At 38.2% G+C, this 22,627-nt stretch carries 26 protein-coding genes; 15 read left to right on the forward strand and 11 right to left on the reverse strand.

Annotated elements, in window-relative coordinates:
• Nucleotides 1-36 precede the first annotated feature (36 nt).
• The 5 genes from MKY06_RS06605 to MKY06_RS06625 all read right to left on the reverse strand — a co-directional run bounded on the left by MKY06_RS06605 (nucleotide 37) and on the right by MKY06_RS06625 (nucleotide 3,395).
• Complete coding sequence (locus tag MKY06_RS06605) at nucleotides 37-648, reverse strand: nitroreductase family protein (RefSeq protein ID WP_013056019.1); 612 nt, start codon at nucleotides 646-648, stop codon at nucleotides 37-39.
• Between the two features lie 153 nt (nucleotides 649-801).
• Nucleotides 802-1,965 (reverse strand): aminotransferase A, encoded by a 1,164-nt coding sequence (locus tag MKY06_RS06610; RefSeq protein WP_078081607.1) that lies wholly within the window; start codon nucleotides 1,963-1,965, stop codon nucleotides 802-804.
• Nucleotides 1,966-2,061: 96 nt separating this feature from the next.
• Entirely contained in the window at nucleotides 2,062-2,283 is a 222-nt protein-coding gene (locus tag MKY06_RS06615; RefSeq protein ID WP_013056021.1) for an IDEAL domain-containing protein, read from the reverse strand.
• 204 nt (nucleotides 2,284-2,487) lie between these two features.
• Nucleotides 2,488-2,682 carry a hypothetical protein gene (locus tag MKY06_RS06620; RefSeq protein WP_013056022.1) on the reverse strand — a complete coding sequence of 65 codons (195 nt, stop codon included), beginning with the start codon at nucleotides 2,680-2,682 and terminating at the stop codon, nucleotides 2,488-2,490.
• Nucleotides 2,683-2,795: 113 nt separating this feature from the next.
• The gene (locus MKY06_RS06625; protein WP_029325105.1) at nucleotides 2,796-3,395 is read right to left on the reverse strand and encodes a TetR/AcrR family transcriptional regulator; all 600 of its coding nucleotides are present in this window, start codon (nucleotides 3,393-3,395) and stop codon (nucleotides 2,796-2,798) included.
• A gap of 296 nt (nucleotides 3,396-3,691) precedes the next feature.
• Between MKY06_RS06625 and MKY06_RS06630 the strand changes: the two genes are divergently transcribed.
• On the forward strand, nucleotides 3,692-4,597 hold the full coding sequence (locus tag MKY06_RS06630) for a chemotaxis protein (RefSeq protein ID WP_013056024.1): 906 nt from the start codon (nucleotides 3,692-3,694) through the stop codon (nucleotides 4,595-4,597).
• A 50-nt stretch (nucleotides 4,598-4,647) separates the two neighbouring features.
• On the opposite strand, the gene MKY06_RS06635 is transcribed toward MKY06_RS06630, so the two are convergent.
• Both MKY06_RS06635 and MKY06_RS06640 read right to left on the reverse strand, forming a co-directional pair.
• Nucleotides 4,648-5,115 (reverse strand): YkyB family protein, encoded by a 468-nt coding sequence (locus MKY06_RS06635; protein WP_013056025.1) that lies wholly within the window; start codon nucleotides 5,113-5,115, stop codon nucleotides 4,648-4,650.
• A 255-nt stretch (nucleotides 5,116-5,370) separates the two neighbouring features.
• Nucleotides 5,371-5,883 carry a L,D-transpeptidase family protein gene (locus MKY06_RS06640; protein ID WP_013056026.1) on the reverse strand — a complete coding sequence of 171 codons (513 nt, stop codon included), beginning with the start codon at nucleotides 5,881-5,883 and terminating at the stop codon, nucleotides 5,371-5,373.
• A gap of 109 nt (nucleotides 5,884-5,992) precedes the next feature.
• On the opposite strand from MKY06_RS06640, the gene MKY06_RS06645 reads away from it, so the two are divergent.
• Both MKY06_RS06645 and MKY06_RS06650 read left to right on the forward strand, forming a co-directional pair.
• Nucleotides 5,993-7,519, forward strand: a complete 1,527-nt coding sequence (locus MKY06_RS06645) for a Ppx/GppA family phosphatase (protein ID WP_098278378.1) — start codon at nucleotides 5,993-5,995, stop codon at nucleotides 7,517-7,519.
• A gap of 73 nt (nucleotides 7,520-7,592) precedes the next feature.
• Complete coding sequence (locus MKY06_RS06650) at nucleotides 7,593-9,716, forward strand: RNA degradosome polyphosphate kinase (protein ID WP_098278379.1); 2,124 nt, start codon at nucleotides 7,593-7,595, stop codon at nucleotides 9,714-9,716.
• 39 nt (nucleotides 9,717-9,755) lie between these two features.
• On the opposite strand, the gene MKY06_RS30705 is transcribed toward MKY06_RS06650, so the two are convergent.
• Both MKY06_RS30705 and MKY06_RS06660 read right to left on the reverse strand, forming a co-directional pair.
• On the reverse strand, nucleotides 9,756-10,094 hold the full coding sequence (locus tag MKY06_RS30705; protein WP_029325109.1) for a hypothetical protein: 339 nt from the start codon (nucleotides 10,092-10,094) through the stop codon (nucleotides 9,756-9,758).
• 145 nt (nucleotides 10,095-10,239) lie between these two features.
• Nucleotides 10,240-11,106 (reverse strand): metallophosphoesterase, encoded by an 867-nt coding sequence (locus tag MKY06_RS06660; RefSeq protein WP_013056030.1) that lies wholly within the window; start codon nucleotides 11,104-11,106, stop codon nucleotides 10,240-10,242.
• A gap of 171 nt (nucleotides 11,107-11,277) precedes the next feature.
• Between MKY06_RS06660 and fadH the strand changes: the two genes are divergently transcribed.
• From fadH to MKY06_RS06675, 3 genes are all read left to right on the forward strand, one after another.
• The gene (gene fadH, locus MKY06_RS06665; protein WP_013056031.1) at nucleotides 11,278-12,042 is read left to right on the forward strand and encodes a 2,4-dienoyl-CoA reductase; all 765 of its coding nucleotides are present in this window, start codon (nucleotides 11,278-11,280) and stop codon (nucleotides 12,040-12,042) included.
• 105 nt (nucleotides 12,043-12,147) lie between these two features.
• A complete protein-coding gene (locus tag MKY06_RS06670) occupies nucleotides 12,148-13,359 on the forward strand; it encodes an EAL domain-containing protein (RefSeq protein ID WP_013056032.1) in 1,212 nt (403 codons plus the stop codon).
• 156 nt (nucleotides 13,360-13,515) lie between these two features.
• Entirely contained in the window at nucleotides 13,516-13,989 is a 474-nt protein-coding gene (locus MKY06_RS06675; protein WP_029325111.1) for a DUF3993 domain-containing protein, read from the forward strand.
• 41 nt (nucleotides 13,990-14,030) lie between these two features.
• On the opposite strand, the gene MKY06_RS06680 is transcribed toward MKY06_RS06675, so the two are convergent.
• Complete coding sequence (locus MKY06_RS06680; protein WP_013056034.1) at nucleotides 14,031-14,267, reverse strand: glutaredoxin domain-containing protein; 237 nt, start codon at nucleotides 14,265-14,267, stop codon at nucleotides 14,031-14,033.
• A gap of 280 nt (nucleotides 14,268-14,547) precedes the next feature.
• On the opposite strand from MKY06_RS06680, the gene MKY06_RS06685 reads away from it, so the two are divergent.
• From MKY06_RS06685 to MKY06_RS06710, 6 genes are all read left to right on the forward strand, one after another.
• Complete coding sequence (locus MKY06_RS06685) at nucleotides 14,548-14,784, forward strand: YkuJ family protein (protein ID WP_013056035.1); 237 nt, start codon at nucleotides 14,548-14,550, stop codon at nucleotides 14,782-14,784.
• Nucleotides 14,785-15,166: 382 nt separating this feature from the next.
• The gene (gene cbpB, locus MKY06_RS06690) at nucleotides 15,167-15,622 is read left to right on the forward strand and encodes a cyclic-di-AMP-binding protein CbpB (protein ID WP_013056036.1); all 456 of its coding nucleotides are present in this window, start codon (nucleotides 15,167-15,169) and stop codon (nucleotides 15,620-15,622) included.
• A gap of 99 nt (nucleotides 15,623-15,721) precedes the next feature.
• The gene (locus MKY06_RS06695) at nucleotides 15,722-16,600 is read left to right on the forward strand and encodes a LysR family transcriptional regulator (RefSeq protein ID WP_013056037.1); all 879 of its coding nucleotides are present in this window, start codon (nucleotides 15,722-15,724) and stop codon (nucleotides 16,598-16,600) included.
• 129 nt (nucleotides 16,601-16,729) lie between these two features.
• Nucleotides 16,730-17,449 (forward strand): 2,3,4,5-tetrahydropyridine-2,6-dicarboxylate N-acetyltransferase, encoded by a 720-nt coding sequence (dapD, locus tag MKY06_RS06700; protein WP_013082280.1) that lies wholly within the window; start codon nucleotides 16,730-16,732, stop codon nucleotides 17,447-17,449.
• 144 nt (nucleotides 17,450-17,593) lie between these two features.
• Entirely contained in the window at nucleotides 17,594-18,721 is a 1,128-nt protein-coding gene (locus MKY06_RS06705; protein ID WP_098278381.1) for an N-acetyldiaminopimelate deacetylase, read from the forward strand.
• A 56-nt stretch (nucleotides 18,722-18,777) separates the two neighbouring features.
• Complete coding sequence (locus MKY06_RS06710; RefSeq protein ID WP_013056040.1) at nucleotides 18,778-19,023, forward strand: YkuS family protein; 246 nt, start codon at nucleotides 18,778-18,780, stop codon at nucleotides 19,021-19,023.
• 35 nt (nucleotides 19,024-19,058) lie between these two features.
• Here MKY06_RS06710 and MKY06_RS06715 read toward each other — a convergent pair whose 3' ends face one another.
• Nucleotides 19,059-19,922 carry a mechanosensitive ion channel family protein gene (locus tag MKY06_RS06715; protein WP_013056041.1) on the reverse strand — a complete coding sequence of 288 codons (864 nt, stop codon included), beginning with the start codon at nucleotides 19,920-19,922 and terminating at the stop codon, nucleotides 19,059-19,061.
• A gap of 356 nt (nucleotides 19,923-20,278) precedes the next feature.
• Here MKY06_RS06715 and MKY06_RS06720 point away from each other — a divergent pair, with 356 nt between their 5' ends.
• From MKY06_RS06720 to gnd, 3 genes are all read left to right on the forward strand, one after another.
• Nucleotides 20,279-20,827: a peroxiredoxin gene (locus MKY06_RS06720; protein ID WP_013082283.1), complete on the forward strand. Its 549-nt coding sequence runs from the start codon at nucleotides 20,279-20,281 to the stop codon at nucleotides 20,825-20,827.
• Nucleotides 20,828-20,929: 102 nt separating this feature from the next.
• Entirely contained in the window at nucleotides 20,930-21,376 is a 447-nt protein-coding gene (locus tag MKY06_RS06725; RefSeq protein ID WP_013056043.1) for a redoxin domain-containing protein, read from the forward strand.
• 187 nt (nucleotides 21,377-21,563) lie between these two features.
• On the forward strand, nucleotides 21,564-22,460 hold the full coding sequence (gene gnd / locus MKY06_RS06730; RefSeq protein WP_013056044.1) for a phosphogluconate dehydrogenase (NAD(+)-dependent, decarboxylating): 897 nt from the start codon (nucleotides 21,564-21,566) through the stop codon (nucleotides 22,458-22,460).
• The last annotated feature ends 167 nt before the right edge of the window (nucleotides 22,461-22,627 follow it).

Consider the following 22,627-nt stretch of genomic DNA (forward strand, 5'->3'; position numbering starts at 1 on the left):
TTACATAGAAAAACCCTGCAGTTGCAGGGTTTTTTGTTAAATCCAAGTTGTAACTTGATCTAATGGTAAACGATCGCTAGCGTGAGCTTCTTTAGCCGCTTTTCCCACTGAGATAAGCATAACCGGAATGTATCGATCCTCAATTTTGAATTCTTCTACAAATTTTTGAGCGTTAAATCCGCCCATTGAGCAAGTGTCTAATCCTTTTGCTTTTGCTGCAAGCATGAATGTCATAGATGCAAGAGAAGCATTCGTAAACGCTGCATCCCGGGCAAAAGCACCGTTTTTATAAGCGCCGTTAATTTGTCCTGACAAAATATTTTTTACGTCTTCTGTCATGTGACCTGCTTCGACTAGTGGATTGTACACCTCATCTACATTTTTATTGGCTTCTAAATCACCTAAGACAGCTACTACAGCGCCTGCTTCTGTAATTTGTTTTTGGTTGTAAGCAATTGGAAGTAGACGTTCTTTCGCATCTTGGTCTGTAATAACAACGAAATGCCAGTGCTGTAAGTTCCAAGCTGATGGTGACTTCACTGTTGCTTCTAAAAGTTCCGTTAATTCTTCTTTGCTTAATTTAGCTGAAGAGTCATATTCTCGAATCGATGTACGTTCATTTACCACATCAAAAAAATCTTTTGTCATAATAAAAACCTCCGTTAAAAGTATGTATTTCTTTAGTGAATCGATGCACATTTTATAATGATACACTATTGAAGTCAATTTATATGCTTCTAGTATACCCGCTCTTATGTGCTATCACTCACAAAAAAAATGCATACACTTCTTACCATCGGCTTAACGTGATTGACGAGAGGTAAGATAAGCTTCAATTCGATCACAGGCTTCACGCAGCGTGTTCATGGAATACGCATACGACAGGCGTACATATCCTTCACCGTGGGAAGAAAAAGCGCTGCCGGGTACTAGTGCAACACCCGCTTCTTTTACTAACTCCAGGGCAAAATCAAATGAATTACTGTGGAAGTTCTGAATAGAAGGGAAGATATAAAAAGCACCCGTCGGCTTTTCTACGTCAAATCCCATGTTTACTAGCCGGTCATAAACATAATTCAGTCTTTGTTCGTATTCTTTTTTCATATCTACCGCATCATTTTTTCCTGCTGTCAGTGCCTCGAGTGCAGCTGCTTGAGAGACAGAAGAAGCACAGCTCACGTTGTATTGATGAACTTTTAAAATATGTTTGGCTAAATAAGAAGGAGCAAATAAAAGGCCAATTCGCCAGCCTGTCATGGAATGAGACTTTGATACTCCGTTAATAACAATTGTTTTCTCTTTCATAGATGAAATGGAGGCAATGGACTGATGTTTTTTATCAAAAACGAGCTCGCTGTATATTTCATCAGATAGTACAAAAATATTTTTATCGCTTAAAAGAGCAGCAATTTCTTCTAATTCTTGCTGTGACAACGTCACGCCTGTAGGATTAGACGGATAAGGTAAGATGACGCATCTTGTTTTAGACGTCAAATGTTGTTGGATTAAATCCGCTGTTAGTCGAAATCCTGTTTCGGTTGTATCAATATGTACAGGTTTAGCGCCGTTTAACCGGATAAGCGGTTCGTATCCTGGGTAAACAGGTCCAGGTAAAATAACTTCGGAGTCTTCTTCTAAAATGGTGCGAAGAGCAATATCAATTGCTTGACTAGCTCCAATGGTCACAATCACTTCATCAGCTGGGTTATAGTGCAAGTCATATTTTTCTTTGACAAATTGAGCTGCTGCCTCGCGCAGTTCTATCGTTCCAGCATTGTGGGTATAAGAAGTTTGGTTATCATCAATTGCAGATTTTGCCGCTTCTTTTACATGCTGTGGTGTTAAGAAGTCAGGTTGTCCAATTGTGAGGGATAAAACATCTTGATATTGTGAGACCATATTATAAAATGTACGTATTCCTGATAATTCAATTTCTTTGACACGTTTATTGATTAAGTGCTCCATAGTTTCAAATCCTTCCGCGTATTTTCAACTCATTTTATCACAATGAAAATAGGTAAAAAACCACTATTTGCGCATTTTGCAAATAGTGGTTTTAAGTTAGGTATTATACAGCTTATTATAAGCTGTTGTTAGTTCATAAAATTGTTCTTCATCTCTGTTATCTAACGCATCGTCGATAAGAGATTTCAAATGCTGTTTATTAAAGTTTGTACTCATAGTCGTTAAAATACGATCAGCTTCTTTCGCGTAATAGTGTTGGTAAGGTGTGTACTGAGATGAGTGAGGATAGTGATTCATATTTTTTCGATAAGAACTCATAACATAAACCTCCTTTTTTAAAATAAAACGCAGCTTCTATTACTTGAAATGTACCCTTTCTATATAGTTGTTAACCCTGTTTTTTAGCTGCGAATGTGCTAAGGTATGTGTGAGGAAATCAGAGGTTCCTCGCTTCACGTTCAATTCTAGATTCAAAATAATAAGCGCATAAAAAGACCTGCATATATATGCAGGTCTTGTATATTAGTCAGTGTGTATTTGGCCTTCACGCCAATAAACGGGGGAAACGTAGCCAAAATCAACTTCATGATCGTCCAATGTTACAACGCAGTGATCAGAGCCTTCTTGTTCTTTAATATCTTGATATACAGCTTCTTCTACGTTTTCAATAATGGTCATTTCATTATCGTCATTAAAAAGAATGACGGAGCCTTTCATATTACGAACACCTTCTTTTAAGATTATTCATTCACTTTGTGTAGTATAAACCGTTTTGGCTGTAGAGTCCACAGCTATCTTCGATTTCTTGTTAAAAATTTGTGAACAGGCTTTTAGGAATGAATAAGAAACCCTCTAAATAGAAGAGTAACCGACTTGTCTATTCTTTCTTGAAGGGTAGTAGAGTCGGGGTGGTTGGTACACCAGTAGAGAAGTGTGCCAAAAAAATTAAGTATAGCAATGGAAGCCATTTCTTCGGCAGGAATATCGACTATAAGTTCACCTCGGTCTTGTCCTGTTTGAAAAACTTTTGTAAAATGAGCGCGCATTTTTTCAATTTGAAGAATTTCAGATTGTTGAAAGGAACTGTTGGTAATAGCAATATGAAACCAAGAACGGATTAGGTGAGGGTTCGCTTCTTCGTTTGATTGCGCTAGTAATAAAAACAGTTGTTTAACAATAGAAGCAGTTGATTCTTCTGTTTGAAGGAGCTGTTCTAATTTATAGGAGATACGGTTTGTGAAATTAATTCCAAGGTAGTGAAGAACTTCTTCTTTTGTTTTGAAGTAATTAAAAAATGTACCCTTTGCTACACCCGCTTCATGGGTAATTTGAGACACAGTCGTTTTTTGATATCCCTGCTGTTGGAATAAAGAAATAGCGGCCTTTTGGATGCGTTTTTTTGTTTCTTCTTTTTGTAATCCTCTGTTCATAAATTACACCTCGTTTTAATAGGAGTAGTCGTTTGACTCAAGTTCATAAGCTAGTATAGAGAAGTAAAGTAGAGCAAGTAAAAAACTGAGCAGAGGATGAGACGAAAGGGATCAACGCTCATGTTTTTATATAGTATATAATATTCTGTCAATTCATAAAACAATATTTTATGTATATGTTTTAGGAGAAAAGGATACCAAAATAAGAAAATTTTTCTTTACGGATATAAGAGGCGGTCACTATAATAGGAAATATGGACTATTAGATAAGCAGGTGAGATGAGAGGAGTAAGTATATGAATCGAGATAAAGGAATTTTGTTGGAAAGTGGCACAAACGAACTGGAAATTGTCGAATTTGAGATAGGAAATGTTTGGTTTGGCATCAATGTAGTAAAAGTTAGAGAGATTATTAATCCCGTATCTATTACACCTGTTCCAAATGCGCATTCTTACATAGAAGGTATTACAGAGCTAAGAGGGGAAGTACTTCCTGTTGTTGACATAGCAAAAGCGTTAAAAATGGAACCTTCAAATACGCCGGAAAAAGATAAGTTAATTGTTACAGAGTTCAATCAGCAAAAAATTGTCTTTCATACCCATGCAGTGACGCAAATTCACCGTATTTCTTGGAAAGAAATTGAGAAGCCTTCAGATTTGTATCAAGGTTTGGAAACACAGATTACTGGAGTGGTGAAATTAAACGGTCAAATGATTCTGCTGTTAGACTTTGAAAAGTTGATTTCTGACGTGAACCCTGATGCGGGTATTAATCAGTCGAAAATAAAAAAGCTAGGGGCTAGGGAACGCTCTAATAAAAAGATTGTCGTGGCTGAAGACTCGCCGCTGCTGCGCCGAATGATTGAAGATACTCTTGCACAAGCAGGTTATGAGAACACGGAATTTTTTGAGAACGGTGAGGAAGCATGGAACTATCTAAGCTCGGTGATCGATGAAGGAGTGGAAATCAGTGATCAAGTCCAGCTGCTTATTACAGATATAGAAATGCCGCAAATGGATGGGCATCATTTAACTAAAAAAGTAAAAGAAAATCCTCAGCTTTCTGTACTTCCAGTCATTATCTTCTCTTCTCTTATCACAGAAGATTTACGTCACAAGGGAAAGATGGTAGGAGCGGAAGGACAAGTAAGTAAGCCAGAAATCGGAGAGCTTGTTGAGTTGATCGATCTTTATATTTTGTAGAATCACAAAAAAGTGCCTGAAAGCAGATCGCTCCACTTCAGGCACTTTTTTTAAAAATAACTTTTACCCAGCGGTTTAAACACAGGTGCTTGCCGTTTTCTTGGAGTCGAAACAGGGCTTTTAGCCGGCTGTACGAGATGACCCGTATATTTAGATAATAAGCGCTTCGCATAAGATAATGACATAGTCGTTTTGGGATTTCGATACTGATGGTTTAAATGGCCGAGGTGTGATAACTCTTTGAAGTCTTCTTTCTTTGGAGGCATATGGAAAAAGTAGTCTCCAACTGATACAAGTACATCTGATTTTTGTTGACTTTTACCAGGGTTTGGCGAAAAGTGAAGTCCTTCTTTTTTGGCTTTTCCTTCTAAAATTAGTTGATCTAATGCAATTTTCTTTAACGTATATAACTGCTTAGGATCAGGAGCAGCTTTTGCGTGACGATTTACAGTGAAAATAGCTTGTGCAATCTCAGATACAGACGGGGTCAAAGAGCCTTGTCCATTTGCTTGAGACATACGTTCACTCCCTTTCTATCATATCAGCTGTTCAACCTATAAGGTGAAAGCTGATACGTTCATTATAGCGTGTCTTGTCCCATTTGAAAATAATTACACGAAGAAGTATTTTGGTAATTAATGAAATTTCCTATGTATAGGGTTTGTTTTGTTACGCTTCCTTATACAAGTAAAGTGGAACAGCAAGCCATACTTTCTATTTTTAAAAAAATGCTGCTCCCACAGTTAAACAATTATTGATTAGTAAATCCCGAACTATTGAGCCATTCGTCGAGAAGGTCGAATATAAACACCAGTCCCATTTGGCACAATTTTAGCTAGCTCATTTACTTGGGCATTATACATGCGAATGCATCCTTTGGATACGGCTTTTCCAATAGAACTTGGATCATTTGTTCCGTGAATGCCATATGACTTTTTAGACAAGCTTAGCCACATTGTGCCAAAAGGCCCCCCGGGGTTTGGCTCCCGGTTAACGATAATAAAGTCTCCAGTAGGGGTTGCGCTCAGCATTTTTCCTGCTGCAATGGGATAGACTTTTTGTATGATATTATTTCTTCGTAATTCAAGCTGCTTTTCAGCAATAAACACGTGGATCGTGTAAGGAATGAGCTCTTTATCAGGGAGGTTTGGAATGATGATTACTTGCCCAGGCTTCAGCGTACTATGGCTTACAAAAGGATTAGCCATCCACAGGTCTTCAACCGGAATCCGGTAGTCACCTGAAACGCTTTGCCAGGTTTCACCGCGCTTTACTATATATCTCATTAACTTCGCTCCTTTGATATATGACTATGTTGTAACAGTATACGATTGAAAAAAGTAAAAGTGACTTTTGTGAGCATAAAGTTATTTTGAAAAAGGTGTTGAAATTACATTGACTTATAAACATGGACTGATTGATATAGGTTCAAATACGATACGCCTTGTTATTTATGAATACAAAAAAGGCAGAGGGTTTAAGCAAATTGAAAACGTGAAAGTAGCTGCACGGCTTCGAAATTATTTAAGTAAAGAAGGAGTGTTAACGACTAAAGGAATATGTACCTTGCTTGATACGCTTGAAACGTTTGGAGTTATTACCAAGCATCAGCAGCTGCCGCACGTTACCTGTGTGGCCACAGCTACCATCCGTCAAGCGGCTAATGCAAAAGAAGTTCTAGCGCTTGTAAAAAAAGAAACGGGCTTTTCTATTCAACTATTGTCTGAATATGAAGAAGCGTATTACGGCTTTGTTGCCGTTATTCATTCCACTTCGATCGAAGAAGCCATTACAATTGACATTGGTGGGGGAAGTACGGAAGTTACGTATTTTCGCAATCGAGAGTTAGTGCAGTACCACAGCTTTTCGTTCGGTGCCTTATCTCTGCGTCTGCAGTTCGTCAAAGGCAATATTCCCACTGCAGAAGAAAAAGTAAAAATCCGCGATTTCGTGATCCGGCATTTCCATACTGTCCCATGGCTTTTAAATCGCCAAGTTCCGATTGTAGCAATTGGAGGAAGTGCAAGAAGTATGGTGCAAGTGCATCAAGGTTTTATCCACTATCCTCTCGCCGGGCTGCATCAATATGAAATGAATTTAGCTGATATATTGCATGTGAAATCTGCTATAGGCTCATTGTCTTATCACAATCTTCAAAAGCTAGACCGCTTGTCAAAAGATCGTGCGGATACAATTTTGCCAGCGATTGAAGTATTTCAATCATTATATGAAACAGTCAACGCGACTCGTTTCATCTTAAGCCGCAAAGGCTTAAGAGAAGGGGTGTTATTTAAGGAGGCTTCTGATGCTAATATCCAGCCAATGTACCCCGATGTCATACAGCAAAGTTTTCAAGAAATAATGGAAGAGTTTGAAGTAAATAAAGATTATGTCAAACAGCTTACGCGCACAGCTATTATGATGTTTCAGCATCTTAGGGAGCAGGGACCGGTTGATTTAAAAGAGGATGACTTAGCGCTTCTTATAAAAGCTGCGCAAGTGTATGATATAGGAAAGTATATTGATGCGGAATCAAGCAGCCAGCATACGTTTTATGTGCTTGCTAATCGTACAATCGATGGAATTTCACATAGAGAACGTTTAAAGCTGGCACTTGTTTCTTCATATAAAGGGAAGTCTTCTTTTAGGCAATATGTTGCTCCTTTTAAAAAGTGGTTAACAAAAGAAGAACAAAAAAAAGTCCAGCTGCTCGGTGCGGTTTTAAAAATAGCTGACGGTTTACATGCAACAAAGCGAAATGTTGTTCAACATATTGACATGAAAAGCAATGAAAACACAGTTACGATTAAACTATTATGTACAAAAACCTTTCGTCCTGAACAATATCAGGCTGAAAAACAGAAAAAGCATCTAGAAAAAGTAGTGAAAAAAAATATTGTTCTTGAATTTACTAAGCTTTAGAATAACGCTGGATCGGTTAGAATATTCAGTATAGCTAACTAGATTAAATCCATTATCCTGGAAGGTGAGGCTAGTGTTAGAAAGTAATCGCACTTATAAGCAAACCATACAAGTGGCTGATTCAGCTTATTACAATAATCGTGAATTGAGCTGGCTGGCTTTTAACAAGCGGGTGCTGGAAGAAGCAGTAGATACGAAAAACCTTTTGCTTGAGCGGTTTAAATTTCTAGGAATTTTCAGTTCAAATCTGGATGAGTTTTTTATGATTCGGGTAGCCGGATTAAAAGATCAAGTGAAAGCTGGATTTAGCAAACCTGAAAACAAAGCAGGCTTAACTCCTAAACAGCAGCTATTTTCTATCTCCAAACAAAACCACGATCTAGTCAAGCAGCAGTATGATACGTATATTCATACACTTCTTCCCGAATTACAGAAATACGGCGTGGAAATCATTACGGTTGAAAAGCTGGAGAAATCAAATCTAGATAAGCTTGAACAGTATTTTGACGAGCAAATCTTTCCCGTATTAACTCCTATGGCTATTGATACCTACCGGCCGTTTCCTATGTTGATGAATAAAAGCTTGAACTTAGTAGTCGTCCTTTCAGAAAATTTAAATGATGAGCAGCAAATTGCCGAGATAAAAGAAAGACTAGCTATCGTTCAAGTACCTTCGGTGCTAACGCGCTACATTGAAATAGCCACGTCAGATTCTACCCGTCTATTTGTATTGCTAGAGGATGTAATTGCCTATTTTATTAAAAAGTTGTTTAAGGGATACCGCGTTTCATCCGTTTCTCAATTTCGAATTACCCGCAACGCAGATATGACTATTCACGAAGAAGACGCTCAAGATTTACTAAAAGAAATTGAAGAAGAGTTACAGAAGCGAAAATGGGGAGCGGCTGTTCGGCTTGAGATTAAGAGTCCATATGATCAGGGTGTACTAGCGTATTTAAAGTCAGTACTTGAAATTGACGATGAAGATGTGTATGAGATCGAAGGACAGCTGGATTTAACCAGTTTATTTTCGTTTTATAGATTACTTAAATCTACGCATGAAGAGTTGGCTGACAAAGCCTTTATTCCTAAGCTTACAACAGAGTTACATCCGGATCAAAATGTTTTCGACCAATTGATTCAAAGAGATATTTTGCTTCACCATCCTTATGAATCGTTTAAGCCGGTACTTGATTTTGTTAACGGTGCAGCAGACGATGAAAATGTGCTCGCTATTAAGCAAACGTTATACAGGGTAAGCGGAGATTCTCCCGTTATTAAAGCATTAAAACGAGCAGCTGCAAAAGGTAAACAAGTGACGGTACTAGTTGAACTAAAAGCGAGGTTTGATGAAGAGAATAATGTGCAATGGGCTAAAGAGCTAGAGCGGGCAGGGTGCCACGTGATATATGGAATGACTCATTTAAAAACGCATGGTAAAATTACGCTCGTGGTGAGAAGAGAAGGAGAGCATATTAAACGGTTTGTTCATCTTGGTACTGGGAATTACAACGATGCGACGGCAAAGATCTATACGGATATAAGTCTTTTTACTGTCAATCGAAACATCGGGATAGATGCGGCCAATTTTTTTAATTACTTAAGTGGCTATACGCAAAAACCAGTATATCATCATTTATCCGTTGCACCATTTGATATAAGAAATGATTTTTTGCATCTCATTGATAAGGAAATCCATTATCACAGACGGTATGGCAATGGAAGAATCATTGGGAAAATGAACTCATTGACGGATAAAATTTTAATTATGAAGCTATATGAAGCTTCTATAGCTGGTGTGACAATCGAACTCATTGTTAGAGGAACGTGCTGCTTGCGCCCTCAAATTCAAGGCGTTAGCGAGAATATAAGGGTAAGAAGCATTGTCGGACGATTTTTAGAGCATAGCCGAATCTATTATTTTCATCATAATAAACAGGAAAAGTTTTTCTTGTCATCTGCAGATATGATGACAAGAAATATGGTGAAACGAGTAGAAATTTTATTTCCTATCTTGGATACACATTTGAAAAAAAAAGTGTGGAAGTGGCTTGAAGTTATGCTTGCTGATAATTTAAAAGCACGAGAACAAGATCAAGAAGGGAATTATCATTACGTCATAAAAAAAGAACATGAGCTCTCTATTAACAGTCAAGAGATCTTTTGTCAATATGCTCTTTGCGACGACCAAGAATAACATAAAAAAAGCCGAGTGCTCGGCTTTTTAGTCATGTTATTATCTAGGAATGGGACCACCAGGACCGTATCCAGGTCCGTAGTATGTGTTATAAACAGGAGCACCGCCTCCATAACCGGCACCAGGGTAGCCTCCTCCAGAAAATCCAACGCCTCCATAGCCGGCACCAGGATAGCCTCCTCCAGGAAATCCACCGCCGTAAAACGGAACTGGATAAGGATAAGGTGGTGGACAGCACCCAGGTCTGCCTCCAAAACCGCCAACAGCTAGTCCGCCAAGCAGCCCACCAGCTAAGCCAGCAACAAAAGGAAATCCAAAAAAGCGCTCGTCACCATTTGGAATATTACGATATCCTGTATAGGGATATTGATAGTACATAATTTAACCTCCTTGTCAGTTGTCTTTGTAGTGTATGGCTGAACGGAAGCTTTTGAGCCTGGTTTATTTCTTTAAGACTAGAATTAGGCGGTCATGATCAGCTAAAAAAAGACAAAAAACATAAAAACGCCCCGTAAGGGCGTTTTTATGTTTTTTGCAAGGTGAAAAGCGTAATTTCAGGCGTAGCTAAAAAACGAAAAGGAATGCGAGTGGTTCCTAAGCCTCTGTTCACATAAAGCTTCATTTTAGAATCTCCAACTTCGTACATTCCTTCAGGGTAAACCGTCCCAAAGGGCGGTGTAATCAAAGGACCGTAAAAAGGAATTTGAATTTGGCCTCCATGACTATGGCCGGAGAGCTGAAGATCTACTGGAAAAGGAGCTGCTTTGACAGCAACATCAGGTTCATGAATCATAGCAATAGAAAAGATATTCGGCTGTAATTGCCCTAGCGTTCCCTCATATTGTGGATTCCCAAGCATAATATCATCGAGTCCACAAATATGAATGTAGCTTTTATCAGGCATGGAAACCGTATCAACTTCATTTACTAGAAGTCTAAATCCTGCGTCTTCAATGGCTTGTTTGTAGATATTTGTTCCATACCCTCCATGATCATGGTTTCCATATATTGCGTATTTTCCAAGAGGAGCCTGAAGCCTCTGTAAAATTGGGGGGATTCTTTCTGGATGCGGGTATTCATTAGGTACATCCATTAAATCTCCGGTAAATAATATAATATTAGGCTTCAAATTATTTATGGTCACCATAAGCTGTTCTAGTTGTAATAAATCGTAAGAGAGTCCAAGGTGAATATCACTAAATTGTAAAATTTTTATTCCGTTAAAGCTTTTCGGAATGTTTTTAGAAGTAATTGTATGACGAACAATTTGCAGACGTCTAGGCTCAATATATTTGGCATATGTATACCCAAAAGACGTGGTGAGCAAAGACCCTAACGAAATAGACGCTAGTCCTTTCAAAAAAGATCGTCTTGTATACGTCTTTTTCATGCAAAATCAACCTATTCCTTATAGTTTTCAAGTTTTCATTATAGCATTGTTTTTTTTATCATCACAACGAGAAGTCTGCTTTTAAGTTAAATAGATAAAAGTTTCACTTTATTCAGAAAAAATAGTAAAATGATAGTTGTAAAACACTTATGTTTTGGGGAGGAAGATAAATTGAAGAACAAGGTCGTAATTGTTACTGGCGGTTCAAGTGGAATGGGAAAACATATGGCGAAGCGATTTGCAGAACAAGGTGCTCATGTGGTAATCACAGGTAGATCAGCCGATCGATTACAAGAGACAGAAAATGAAATTAAAACGTTTGATGGACAGGTACTTTCAGTGGTAATGGATGTACGCAATCCAGAAGATGTGGAACGTATGGTTCAAGAAACAGACAAGGCATTTGGACAAATTGATTTTTTAGTTAATAATGCTGCAGGCAATTTTATATGTGCAGCTGAAGACTTATCCATTAACGGATGGAACAGCGTAATTAATATCGTATTAAATGGTACATTTTATTGCAGTTCTGCAGTAGGGAAATATTGGATCGATAAAGGTACAAAAGGGGTCATTACAAACATTGTGGCTACATACGCCTGGAACGCAGGAGCAGGCGTTATTCATTCAGCTTGTGCCAAGTCAGGAGTTTTAACCATGACGCGCACGCTTGCAGTAGAGTGGGGGAAGAAATATGGTATACGGGTGAATGCGATTGCGCCAGGACCGATCGAGCGAACAGGAGGAGCTGATAAATTATTTGAGTCAGAAAAAATGAAAGCGCGTACATTAGATTCTGTACCATTAGGACGCCTTGGAACTCCTGAGGAAATAGCAGGATTAGCCAGTTTCTTATTCTCCGATGAAGCGTCTTATATCAATGGGGAATGCATTACAATGGACGGGGGACAGTGGCTAAATCAGCATCCTTTTTAAAGGTGGGTACGCACTAAAAAGTACAAAGCAAACTGAGAAGGACTAGCAAAATTATGCTATTCGTATTATACTAACGTAAAGTGAACAAGGAGAGGGGAGAGTTGAGTGGACCCGTTAGATGTATTAACAAACATAGAGAAAACTCTTCCGTATTATCAAGCAATTTTTAGTGCAGATGGACATAGAGTAATTGGCTATGAAGTGTTGGCCAGGTTTCAAAATGAAGGGGAAATTGAAAGTCTCGGCCCATTCTTTCATGATGATGCGATTCCGGATGAATATCGCATAGAAGTTGATTATGCTGTTTTAACACAAGCGCTCGAGCATATGTTGACCCAGGAAGAACAATTTTTAATTTTTATTAATCAGAACCCTAATTTATTAATGAACGATCATGGAGAATCCTTGCTAGAATTATTGCAACTTTTCGAAAATAAAGGATTATCTCTTGATCGAATTGTTCTCGAAATTACAGAACACAATTTTAGTGGAGATTTGGAATCACTTCAACACTTACTAAAGTATTATCAAACATATGGTATTAAGATTGCAATTGATAATATAGGAAAAGAAAGTAGTAATCTAGACAGGATTGGGTTGCTTTCACCAGATATCTTAAAAGTAGATTTACATATTCTGAGACAAACGGACATGGCGCAGTCGTATCAAGACGTATTGTATTCTTTATCTCTGTTAGCAAGAAAAATGGGTGCTACGCTTCTATACGAAGATATAGAAGCCTCCTATCAGCTGCAATATGCATGGAGAAACGGAGGCAGATATTTTCAAGGTTATTATTTACATAAGCCGGCTGCTGAACTTGTCGATCCGAACATCTTAAAGGATAAACTAAAGGAACGTTTTGAAATGTATATCGCTCACGAAAAGAAAAAGCTGCTTGCTGTTTACCAGCTGACAGAACGCTTTCAAGATAAAATGCAGCAGGTAATGACAAAGTGCAGAAAGCTAGAAACGTATGACGATATGCTGCCTGTTATTGCAGAAGAACTATCCAACGTGTGTTTTCGCCTTTACATCTGCGATGAAAATGGATTTCAAAAGTCTTCTAACTATGTAAAGAAAAACGAGGATTGGATTCTTGAACCTGAATATGTAAAGAAAAATTGGAGCTGGCGCCCATATTTTCTTGAGAATATTATTCGAATGAGCTATGAAAAAAAAGGCATATTATCAGATTTGTATAATGATATTGAAACAGGTGAGAATATCCGAACTTTTTCGTATCCGATTGATAATATGCACTATATATTCCTTGATATTTCATATTCTTTTTTATACGAAAGAGACGTTTTGTAGAGAATAAATAAGTTGAAGTTAAACCGGCAACCCGCAAAAGTGGTTGCCGGTTTTTTATGTTTTTTTAGAGGAGAAGGACAGTCGGTTATAGAGATATGCATAGGCAGAGAAAATTTCGGAATTCTAATAAAAAAGAAGTTAAGGAGCTGATTTAATTTGAAGAAAATATGCTTACTTGTCTTTTTGCTGATTGTCTTGTACTCAGGAAAATCTGTTCATGCAGAAGTATCAGGAGAGATTAGGCATGAAATCTTTATAAATTTGCAGGACGCTTATCAGGCTCAGCTAAGAGCTGCGTCTGCCCATACTAATCAAGACGCTGTTGTTCGTGAGCTGAAATTGTTTTTAGATGATGAGTATGCATCTGTGTTTTTTAATGAGGCTCTCTTACAAAAAGCTCAAGGGTATGTTGGAGAGGGACCTGAATATTTAACACACTACATCCCTTTCTTTTCTTTTGATGAACAGACGAAGGTAGCTCTTCATTCCGACCAAAACAAAGCTTATGTCTATCAATTTTTTCCGGCTGTGCATAATGAACGGGTAAAATACCAAGATCATTACGAAATGATCACGTTAGTAAAAAAACAGGAGAAATGGAAAGTGCAAAAGTTTATATATAGTAAGTAACACTCAAAATAGCCGAGGAAAGCTTATTTTGAGTGTTTCTGTTACCCGATGTTAAGAAGCTTCTCAAGCGCTTGAAGGTCAAATCCTCTGATAATTTCCTGGTCAACACGAATGGTCGGAGTGGAATAAGACTCTAACTCAGTAGTCATTCGTTTTCGAGCAGAAGCATCTTTAGATACGTCAAATTCTTTATAGGAAACGTGATGATGCTGTAAAAACTGTTTAACAATTTCGCAAGGTGGGCAAGCTGGTTGTGTGTACAACTCTATAGATCTCAATGAAAGCACCTCCCTATATTAAAATGAATGGTGTTAAAGTAGAATGAAGTTTTGTATGATACATAGTATATCGCTATGTTATTATAATAAAAAACGACATATATCGCTATAATAAGGCATTTTCTTATGAAAAATCACGTAAAGTACTTGTGTTTTTTTAGTATGTGGCATATAGTGAAATGGTGTCTTTTAAGTATTAGTTTAGATAAAGTATTTATTTGAATTGATATTGTAGAAAAGTCGAATGCGTAATGATGTAATAGGTGAAAGGAGAGATTATATGTCACAATTACAAGGTATTTTAACTCGTCTTGTGAATCTCCGTGAGCAAGCAAGTGGAAGTGAAGCGCCACAACGCTTCTTCGAAGTAGAGGGAAAAAGAATTTGCAGCGTGAAATATCATGCAAAAACTGAAACATACGAACTTGAAGTATATCAAGATGGTGAAAAGCCAGCCGTTTATCAATTTGATAACGTTGATATGATTGCAATTGAAATTTTTGAACTTATTCATTAAGGGATAAAGCAAAACGAATGCCGCAAAGGATTTTATACTTTGCGGTATTTTTTTGTTACTGCGTATGGAGTTTTTGCGGTGGCTTCTGCCCTATTTTCCCGAGAAATATCGACAAAGTCATAGCGGATTTTCTGATAAATGGAAGGAACGGGTCGAATGCTGTAAAAAAATCAAAATAAAAAATTCAGATAATTATGAACTTTCGTTGACACTTGTTTTAAAAAAATCTAGACTTAACATATAAGGGAGAACATCGAGTGTGTCTGCTTCTATTCCCTCTTAAAAGTTCGCATTTACGTAAGCAAGCTATTTTCATTTTGTAGCTTGTTCTTTTTCTCTTTACACACGTGGAAGTTATGAGAAATGGAAGGAGAATGTATAAATGATTGATATTGATCACAATCAGTTAAATCAAATTGAACTTCGAGATTTGCTTGTCACTTCTGATAAAGTTGCTCATGTTCAAGTGGGAAATAATTTAGAACATGCTTTGCTTGTGTTAACAAAGACTGGCTATACGTCCATTCCCGTATTAAATCCAAGGTTTCAGCTGCAGGGGTTCGTGAGCATGACGCTTATTTTAGATTCGATTTTAGGATTAAAGCGCATTGAATTTGAGCGATTAGAAACCATGAAAGTAGAAGAAGTTATGAATCAAAATGTTCCTCGTGTCTCCATGAAAAAATCCGTATTAAAAGTCATAAATGCCATGATTAACCATCCTTTTTTGTGCGTAGAGAATGAAGATGGCATTTTTGAAGGGATTTTAACACGAAGAAATTTGTTAAAGTCATTAAGAAGGCAGTCCATCATTCTCCCGAAAGAGTCATTTCAATAATTTTTTTAAGAAATCGTGTTTCAGCCTATCTTTCTCCGTTTTTTTCTTATATGATAAAGGTAAAATGAAAGTAAAAAGAGGCTTGAAAGGAATAACTGAATGCAATTAATAGAATGTCGAATGCTCGTTGTATTAGCTCAAGAATTAAATATGAGAAAAGCTGCAGAGAGATTATTTGTATCGCAACCAGCTTTATCACAGAGGCTGCAAACCATTGAAAAAGCATGGGATACACAAATCTTCATTCGTTCGCAAAAAGGACTGTCATTAACGCCTGCTGGAGAAAAGATTGTTCAATTTGCAAAAGAAGTGGTAGAAAAAGAAGATCGGGTTCGTGAGGACCTGCATCATTTAGATAATGAAGTATATGGTACACTCAAATTAGCGGTGGCTTCGATTATTGGACAGCACTGGCTGCCGGCGGTTTTAAAACGCTATATGGATCGTTACCCACATGCTAAAATCTCTCTTGTAACCGGCTGGAGCAGTGAAATGCTTCGCTATCTGTACGAAGATGAGGTACATATTGGAATCATACGCGGAAATCCGGATTGGAAAGGTGTCAAAGAACATTTGTTTACAGATCCTCTTTACCTAGTTGATTCAGAAATTGAAAGGGCAGCGGAAGTAGTAAATACTCATCGACCATTTATTCAATTTAAAAGTGACTCAACGTATTATCAAGAAATTTTAGAATGGTGGCATCGAGAGTTTCATACTACACCGAAGCGTACGATTGTAGTGGATCAGATTGAGACGTGTAAGCAAATGGCTTTAAATGGTCTTGGCTTCGCTATTTTACCATCGATTGCTATTAAAGAAGCTGGAAGCCATATTCACCGGACGCCGCTTCTGAAAGCAAATGGAGAGCCAATTACTCGAGACACTTCTTTAGTTGGATATGAATCAGCGTTTAAACTGAAGCAAGTTCGAGCATTTGTTGATATTGTACGTGAATATGTAAGAGAAACGGTCTAAAGCGAGCCTAGATGCTCGCTTTTTTTATTTGCAATCGTTATCTTTTTATTAAAACGATAATGATGCTTGTCATTGTGAAAGCATTTTGTTACATTAAATGAGACATTGCTTACTTAGGAGGAATACATAATGAAAATGATGGATGCTAATGAGATTATCTCATTTATTCAAAACAGCACAAAATCAACACCGGTAAAAGTTTACGTAAAAGGTGAAGTAGAAGGAATTGACTTTGGTTCATCTTCTAAAACATTCGTAACGGGCAACACAGGTGTAGTATTTGGTGAATGGAAAGAAATCAAAGCTGCTATTGAAGCAAACGAAGGAAAAATTGAAGACTACGTAATTGAAAACGATCGTCGCAACTCTGCGATTCCTTTATTAGATATGAAAGGAATTAAAGCTCGTATTGAGCCAGGCGCTATTATTCGCGATCAAGTTGAAATCGGCGACAACGCTGTTATTATGATGGGTGCATCTATTAACATCGGCTCTGTGATCGGTGAAGGAACAATGATCGACATGAACGTAGTACTTGGTGGTCGTGCGACAGTAGGTAAAAACTGTCACATTGGCGCAGGTTCTGTATTAGCTGGTGTTATTGAGCCACCTTCTGCAAAACCAGTTGTAGTAGAAGATGATGTAGTAATCGGTGCTAATGCTGTTGTTCTTGAAGGTGTAACAGTAGGTAAAGGTGCCGTAGTTGCTGCAGGTGCAATTGTGGTAGAAGATGTAGCTCCTTACACAGTAGTAGCAGGTACGCCGGCTCGCGTTATTAAAGAAATTGACGAAAAAACAAAGTCTAAAACAGAAATCAAGCAAGAATTGCGTCAATTAAACGAAGAATAAGAAAAACGATCAGTTTGCGCTTTTTCTTTGCTGAATTAATAGGTTTTAGCGATTGGGATACTGAATCCTTGAACGTATCATATGGACAAGTTGGAAGCGTGGGCAACCACGCTTTCTTCTTTATTTCGTGAGGAGGACATACACATGGCTGAAAATGAATTTGTGAAAATAAGAAGAGAGCTACATAAAATTCCTGAATTAGGGTTTCAAGAGGTGAAAACACAGCGTTTTTTGCTTGATTATATTAACACTCTTCCACAAGAGCGCTTAGAAGTAAAGACGTGGAAAACAGGACTCTTTGTTAAAGTACATGGTACAAATCCAACTAAAACAATAGGCTACCGAGCAGATATTGACGGTCTTCCTATCACGGAAGAAACGAATTATTCTTTTCAATCACAGCATGAAGGACTCATGCATGCCTGCGGACATGATATGCATATGGCCATTGGGTTAGGCGTATTGACTTACTTTGCTCAGCATGAAATCAAAGATAATGTACTGTTTATCTTTCAACCTGCAGAAGAAGGTCCAGGAGGAGCACAGCCAATGCTCCAAAGCGACATCATGAAAGAATGGCTTCCAGATTTCATCTTCGCCCTTCACGTAGCGCCTGAATATCCGGTTGGGTCGATTGCGCTGAAGGAAGGGTTACTATTTGCTAACACGTCTGAGCTATTTATTGATTTAAAAGGAAAAGGCGGCCATGCTGCTTATCCACATACAACAAATGATATGGTAGTTGCGGCATGCCAGCTCGTTTCACAGCTTCAAACTATTGTTGCTCGCAACGTTGATCCGCTAGACAGCGCTGTAATTACAGTAGGAAAAATTCAAGGCGGGACGGTTCAAAATATTATTGCGGAGCGAGCTCGCATAGAAGGAACCATTCGCACGCTATCTCCTGAATCAATGACGCGTGTTAAAGAACGAATTGAAGCGATTGTTAAAGGAGTAGAAGTAGGGTACCAGTGTGAAACAGCCATTGATTATGGTTGTATGTATCATCAAGTATATAATCACCATGAAGTCACGCGAGAGTTCATGGAATTTGCCAAAGAGCAAACGGACGTGGAGGTCATTGAGTGCAAAGAAGCAATGACAGGCGAAGATTTTGGCTATATGCTAAAAGATATTCCTGGATTTATGTTTTGGCTTGGCGTTCAGTCTGAATATGGGCTTCATCATGCAAAGCTGCAGCCTCATGAAGGCGCAATAGATATTGCGATTTCACTTATTACAAAATATTTTGAACATAAAGGCAATCAATAAATCGTATAATCATTTTTCCTTATGGCTAAATTAATACCATGAGGAGGTGGGCAACGATGGCACGAATTGGTGTAGAATACGGTTTAACAGATGTACAGGCTGCACTTCAGCAGCTCGGACATGAAGTGGTACAATTACGCAACGAAAGTGATGCACAAGGGTGCGATTGCTGTGTTGTAACAGGACAGGATTCAAACGTAATGGGGATTTCTGATGCAGTAACGCAAGGCTCAGTTATTACAGCTAGCGGATTAACGGCAGAAGAAATTTGTCAGCAAGTAGGCAACAAGGTACAAGGATAAAAGAAAGCCGAAGGAATAAATCCTTCGGCTATTTTTTATGCATGCTGAGGCTGCTTGACATCTTCAGGCTGCTTTTTATCAATATTTACTTGATGAGGGAACGGAATATCAATACCGTTTGCGTCAAACGCTTCTTTAAATTCTTTGCGAAGCTGACGTTCAATCCCCCACTGTTCACCGTTTTTAGCTTTGCCAACTACACGAAGCACAACGTCCGATGCGCCTAGACCTTGAACTCCTATCACGTTTGGTCCTTCTACAATATTTTCATTTGTTGCAGCAACGCGCTCGCATACTTTTTCTAGTACGGAAATAGCTTTGTCAATATCATCATCATACGAAATGCCAATATCAATTAACGCGCGCATATTGCCTCGGGAATGATTGCTTAAGCTTGTAATTTCACGGTTAGGCACATAGTGCAGAGTTCCATCAAACCCGCGAATTTGAGTAGTACGAAGACCTACTGATTCGACAATTCCTGAAAAACTTCCGGTTGTTACATAGTCGTCAACATCAAGCTGTTTTTCAAGAAGTAAAAAGAAACCTGTTACAACGTCGCTAACCAGTCCTTGAGCACCGAACCCGATTGCTAGACCCACAACTCCGGCACCAGCTAATAGAGCCGTGGCATGGATATTTACTGCTTCAAGCAGCATAACGACAAAAATAAAAATAAGTACATATGAAAACACATTAACGGTTAAACTTTTGAGTGTGAGCATACGTCCGCGCGTAGCATTTTCGCGCTCACTCATTTTTTCAAAGGAACGTTCAATAACTTTTTTACCAATTGCTCGTACAAGTAAAAATACAATGGTAATGGCAATGAGTTTTAACACAATAACTCCAGCATTGGTAAGAAGCTGTTCCCAGTTGATGTCTTGCATCTTAAACATTAGTTGTTCATCCTTCCTATGTTCTGTTTCAATATTAATAAGTGGGAATTTATTCTGTGGAAAAGATTTTGTAAGAGTATGAGCACATTTGTTTATTCCCGATATTAGACATGCTAAACTGAGAAGGTAAATAAATGCAACCCTTTTATAGCATTTTTTTGCTGGAATCAGGGTTTAATTTGCCCTAAAGGCGGGCATAACAACTATGTCACCATTATAAGATGTTGTTTAAATTCATTCTTAATTAATATTGACTAAAAAAACAATATCCATTATAATGAAAACCGTTATAACAGTACATAAGTGAGAATGTTTTATACATTTTCTCATTTAATAATTATTTGGAGGGATCATGTATGCCAGAACGTATGGTAGGTAAACAAGCTCCACGCTTTGAAATGGAAGCTGTATTATCAAACAAAGAATTCGGTAAAGTTAGCTTAGAAGAAAATATTAAAAATGACAAATGGACAGTATTATTCTTCTATCCAATGGACTTTACATTTGTATGTCCAACAGAAATCACTGCACTTTCTGACCGTTATGATGAGTTTGAAGATCTTGACGCAGAAGTAATCGGTGTTTCTACAGACACAATCCATACACACTTAGCTTGGATCAACACTGATCGTAAAGATAATGGTTTAGGTGATCTTAAATATCCATTAGCAGCTGATACAAATCACGTTGTTTCTCGTGAGTACGGCGTTTTAATTGAAGAAGAAGGTGTAGCACTTCGCGGTTTATACATCATCAGCCCAGAAGGCGAATTACAATATTCAGTTGTAAACCACAACAATATTGGCCGTGACGTTGATGAAACTTTACGTGTTCTTCAAGCGTTACAAACTGGCGGACTTTGCCCAGCTAACTGGAAACCAGGTCAAGCTACTTTAAACGCGTAAGCACAACGTTTAAAAGGTCTAACGTCCACGTTAGGCCTTTTTTTCATCGGATAATAAAGAACATATAGTTAATAATAGTGAAAATAAGGGAGGCTTTTATTCATGAAATTACGTCAGCCAATGCCTGAGTTAACGGGCGCTACAGAATGGTTAAACGGAGAGGTTACAAAAGAGCAGCTAATCGGCGAAAAGCCAACGCTTATTCATTTTTGGTCAGTAAGCTGTCATTTATGTAAAGAAGCAATGCCTCAAGTAAATGAATTTCGCGACCAGTACAAAGATCAATTAAACGTAGTAGCAGTTCATATGCCGCGCTCTGAAGATGATTTAGACTTATCAAAGATTAAAGAAGTAGCAGCAGAACATGATATTACGCAGCCAATTTTTGTAGACAGTGAGCATAAATTAACGGATGCATTTGAAAATCAATATGTACCGGCATATTATGTATTTGACAAAACAGGTCAGCTACGCCACTTCCAAGCTGGTGGAAGCGGTATGAAAATGCTTGAAAAGCGCGTGAATCGTGTATTAGGCGAGAACGAATAAATACAGGCAGTTGTAACAGGTGAAAAGCATTCGATGCTTAGTAGAACTTGCATCGAATGTTTTTCTTTTTTGTGTGTAGGAAGTAACTGATAAAGGAAATATAAAAATGTGGATTTTTTCTTGTGAGTTTACACCATACTAACACTAACAACATGATACGAAACTTACTATTGGAGGTAATTTACATATGAAATTAGGTATGATTGGCTTAGGGAAAATGGGAGCAAACTTAGTATTGAATTTACTAGATCATAACCATTCTGTGGTAGCATTCGATGTGAACAACGAAGCCGTACAGAAAGTAGCAGAAAAGGGAGCAGAAGGCGCTTCTTCCATTAAAGAATTAGTGAGCAAATTAGAAAAACCACGCATTGCTTGGGTAATGGTTCCGGCTGGGGAGCTCACAGAAAAAGTAATTTCTGAGCTCCAAGAACTACTTGAAGAAGGAGATATGATTATTGAAGGCGGTAATTCCAAGTATAAAGATTCTGTACGACGTGCTGCAGCTTCTGCTGAAAAAGGAATTCACTACTTTGATGTTGGAACAAGCGGCGGAATGGAAGGTGCCCGAAACGGCGCTTGTATGATGATTGGGGGAGATAAAGAAGCATTTGCTACAATCGAACCTATTTTCCGCGACATCAACGTAGAAAACGGCTATCTCTATTCAGGTGCAGCAGGAAGCGGCCACTTCTTGAAAATGGTTCATAACGGAATTGAGTACGGTATGATGCAAGCAATTGCTGAAGGTTTTGATGTGTTAGAGAAAAGTGAATTTGACTATGACTATGAAGCTGTAGCCCGCGTATGGAACAATGGCTCTGTTATTCGCTCATGGTTAATCGAATTAATGGAACGTGCATTTTCAAAAGATGCAAAACTTGACAGTATTAAAGGAGTTATGCATTCTTCCGGTGAAGGAAAATGGACGGTTGAATCAGCTTTAGATTTACAAGTGCCAACGCCAGTTATTGCTCTATCGTTAATGATGCGCTATCGCTCACTTGAAGACGATACGTTTACAGGTAAAGTAGTTGCCGCTCTTCGCAATGAGTTCGGCGGACATGCAGTAGAAAAACAATAAAAAAAGAGGCTGGGACAAACGTATTTTAGACGAATTGAAAAACGAACCATGGATCAACATGTTTGATTAGTGGTTCGTTTTTTTGTTATGGTGAATAGTTTCGTCTGTTTAGATCTTTCTAGCAGTTGATGGGAGGGCAAGACGAAGGCTCCTGGGGGGAAAGCGAA

Source organism: Priestia sp. FSL P4-0332, assembly GCF_038005845.1.
Lineage (GTDB): Bacteria > Bacillota > Bacilli > Bacillales > Bacillaceae_H > Priestia.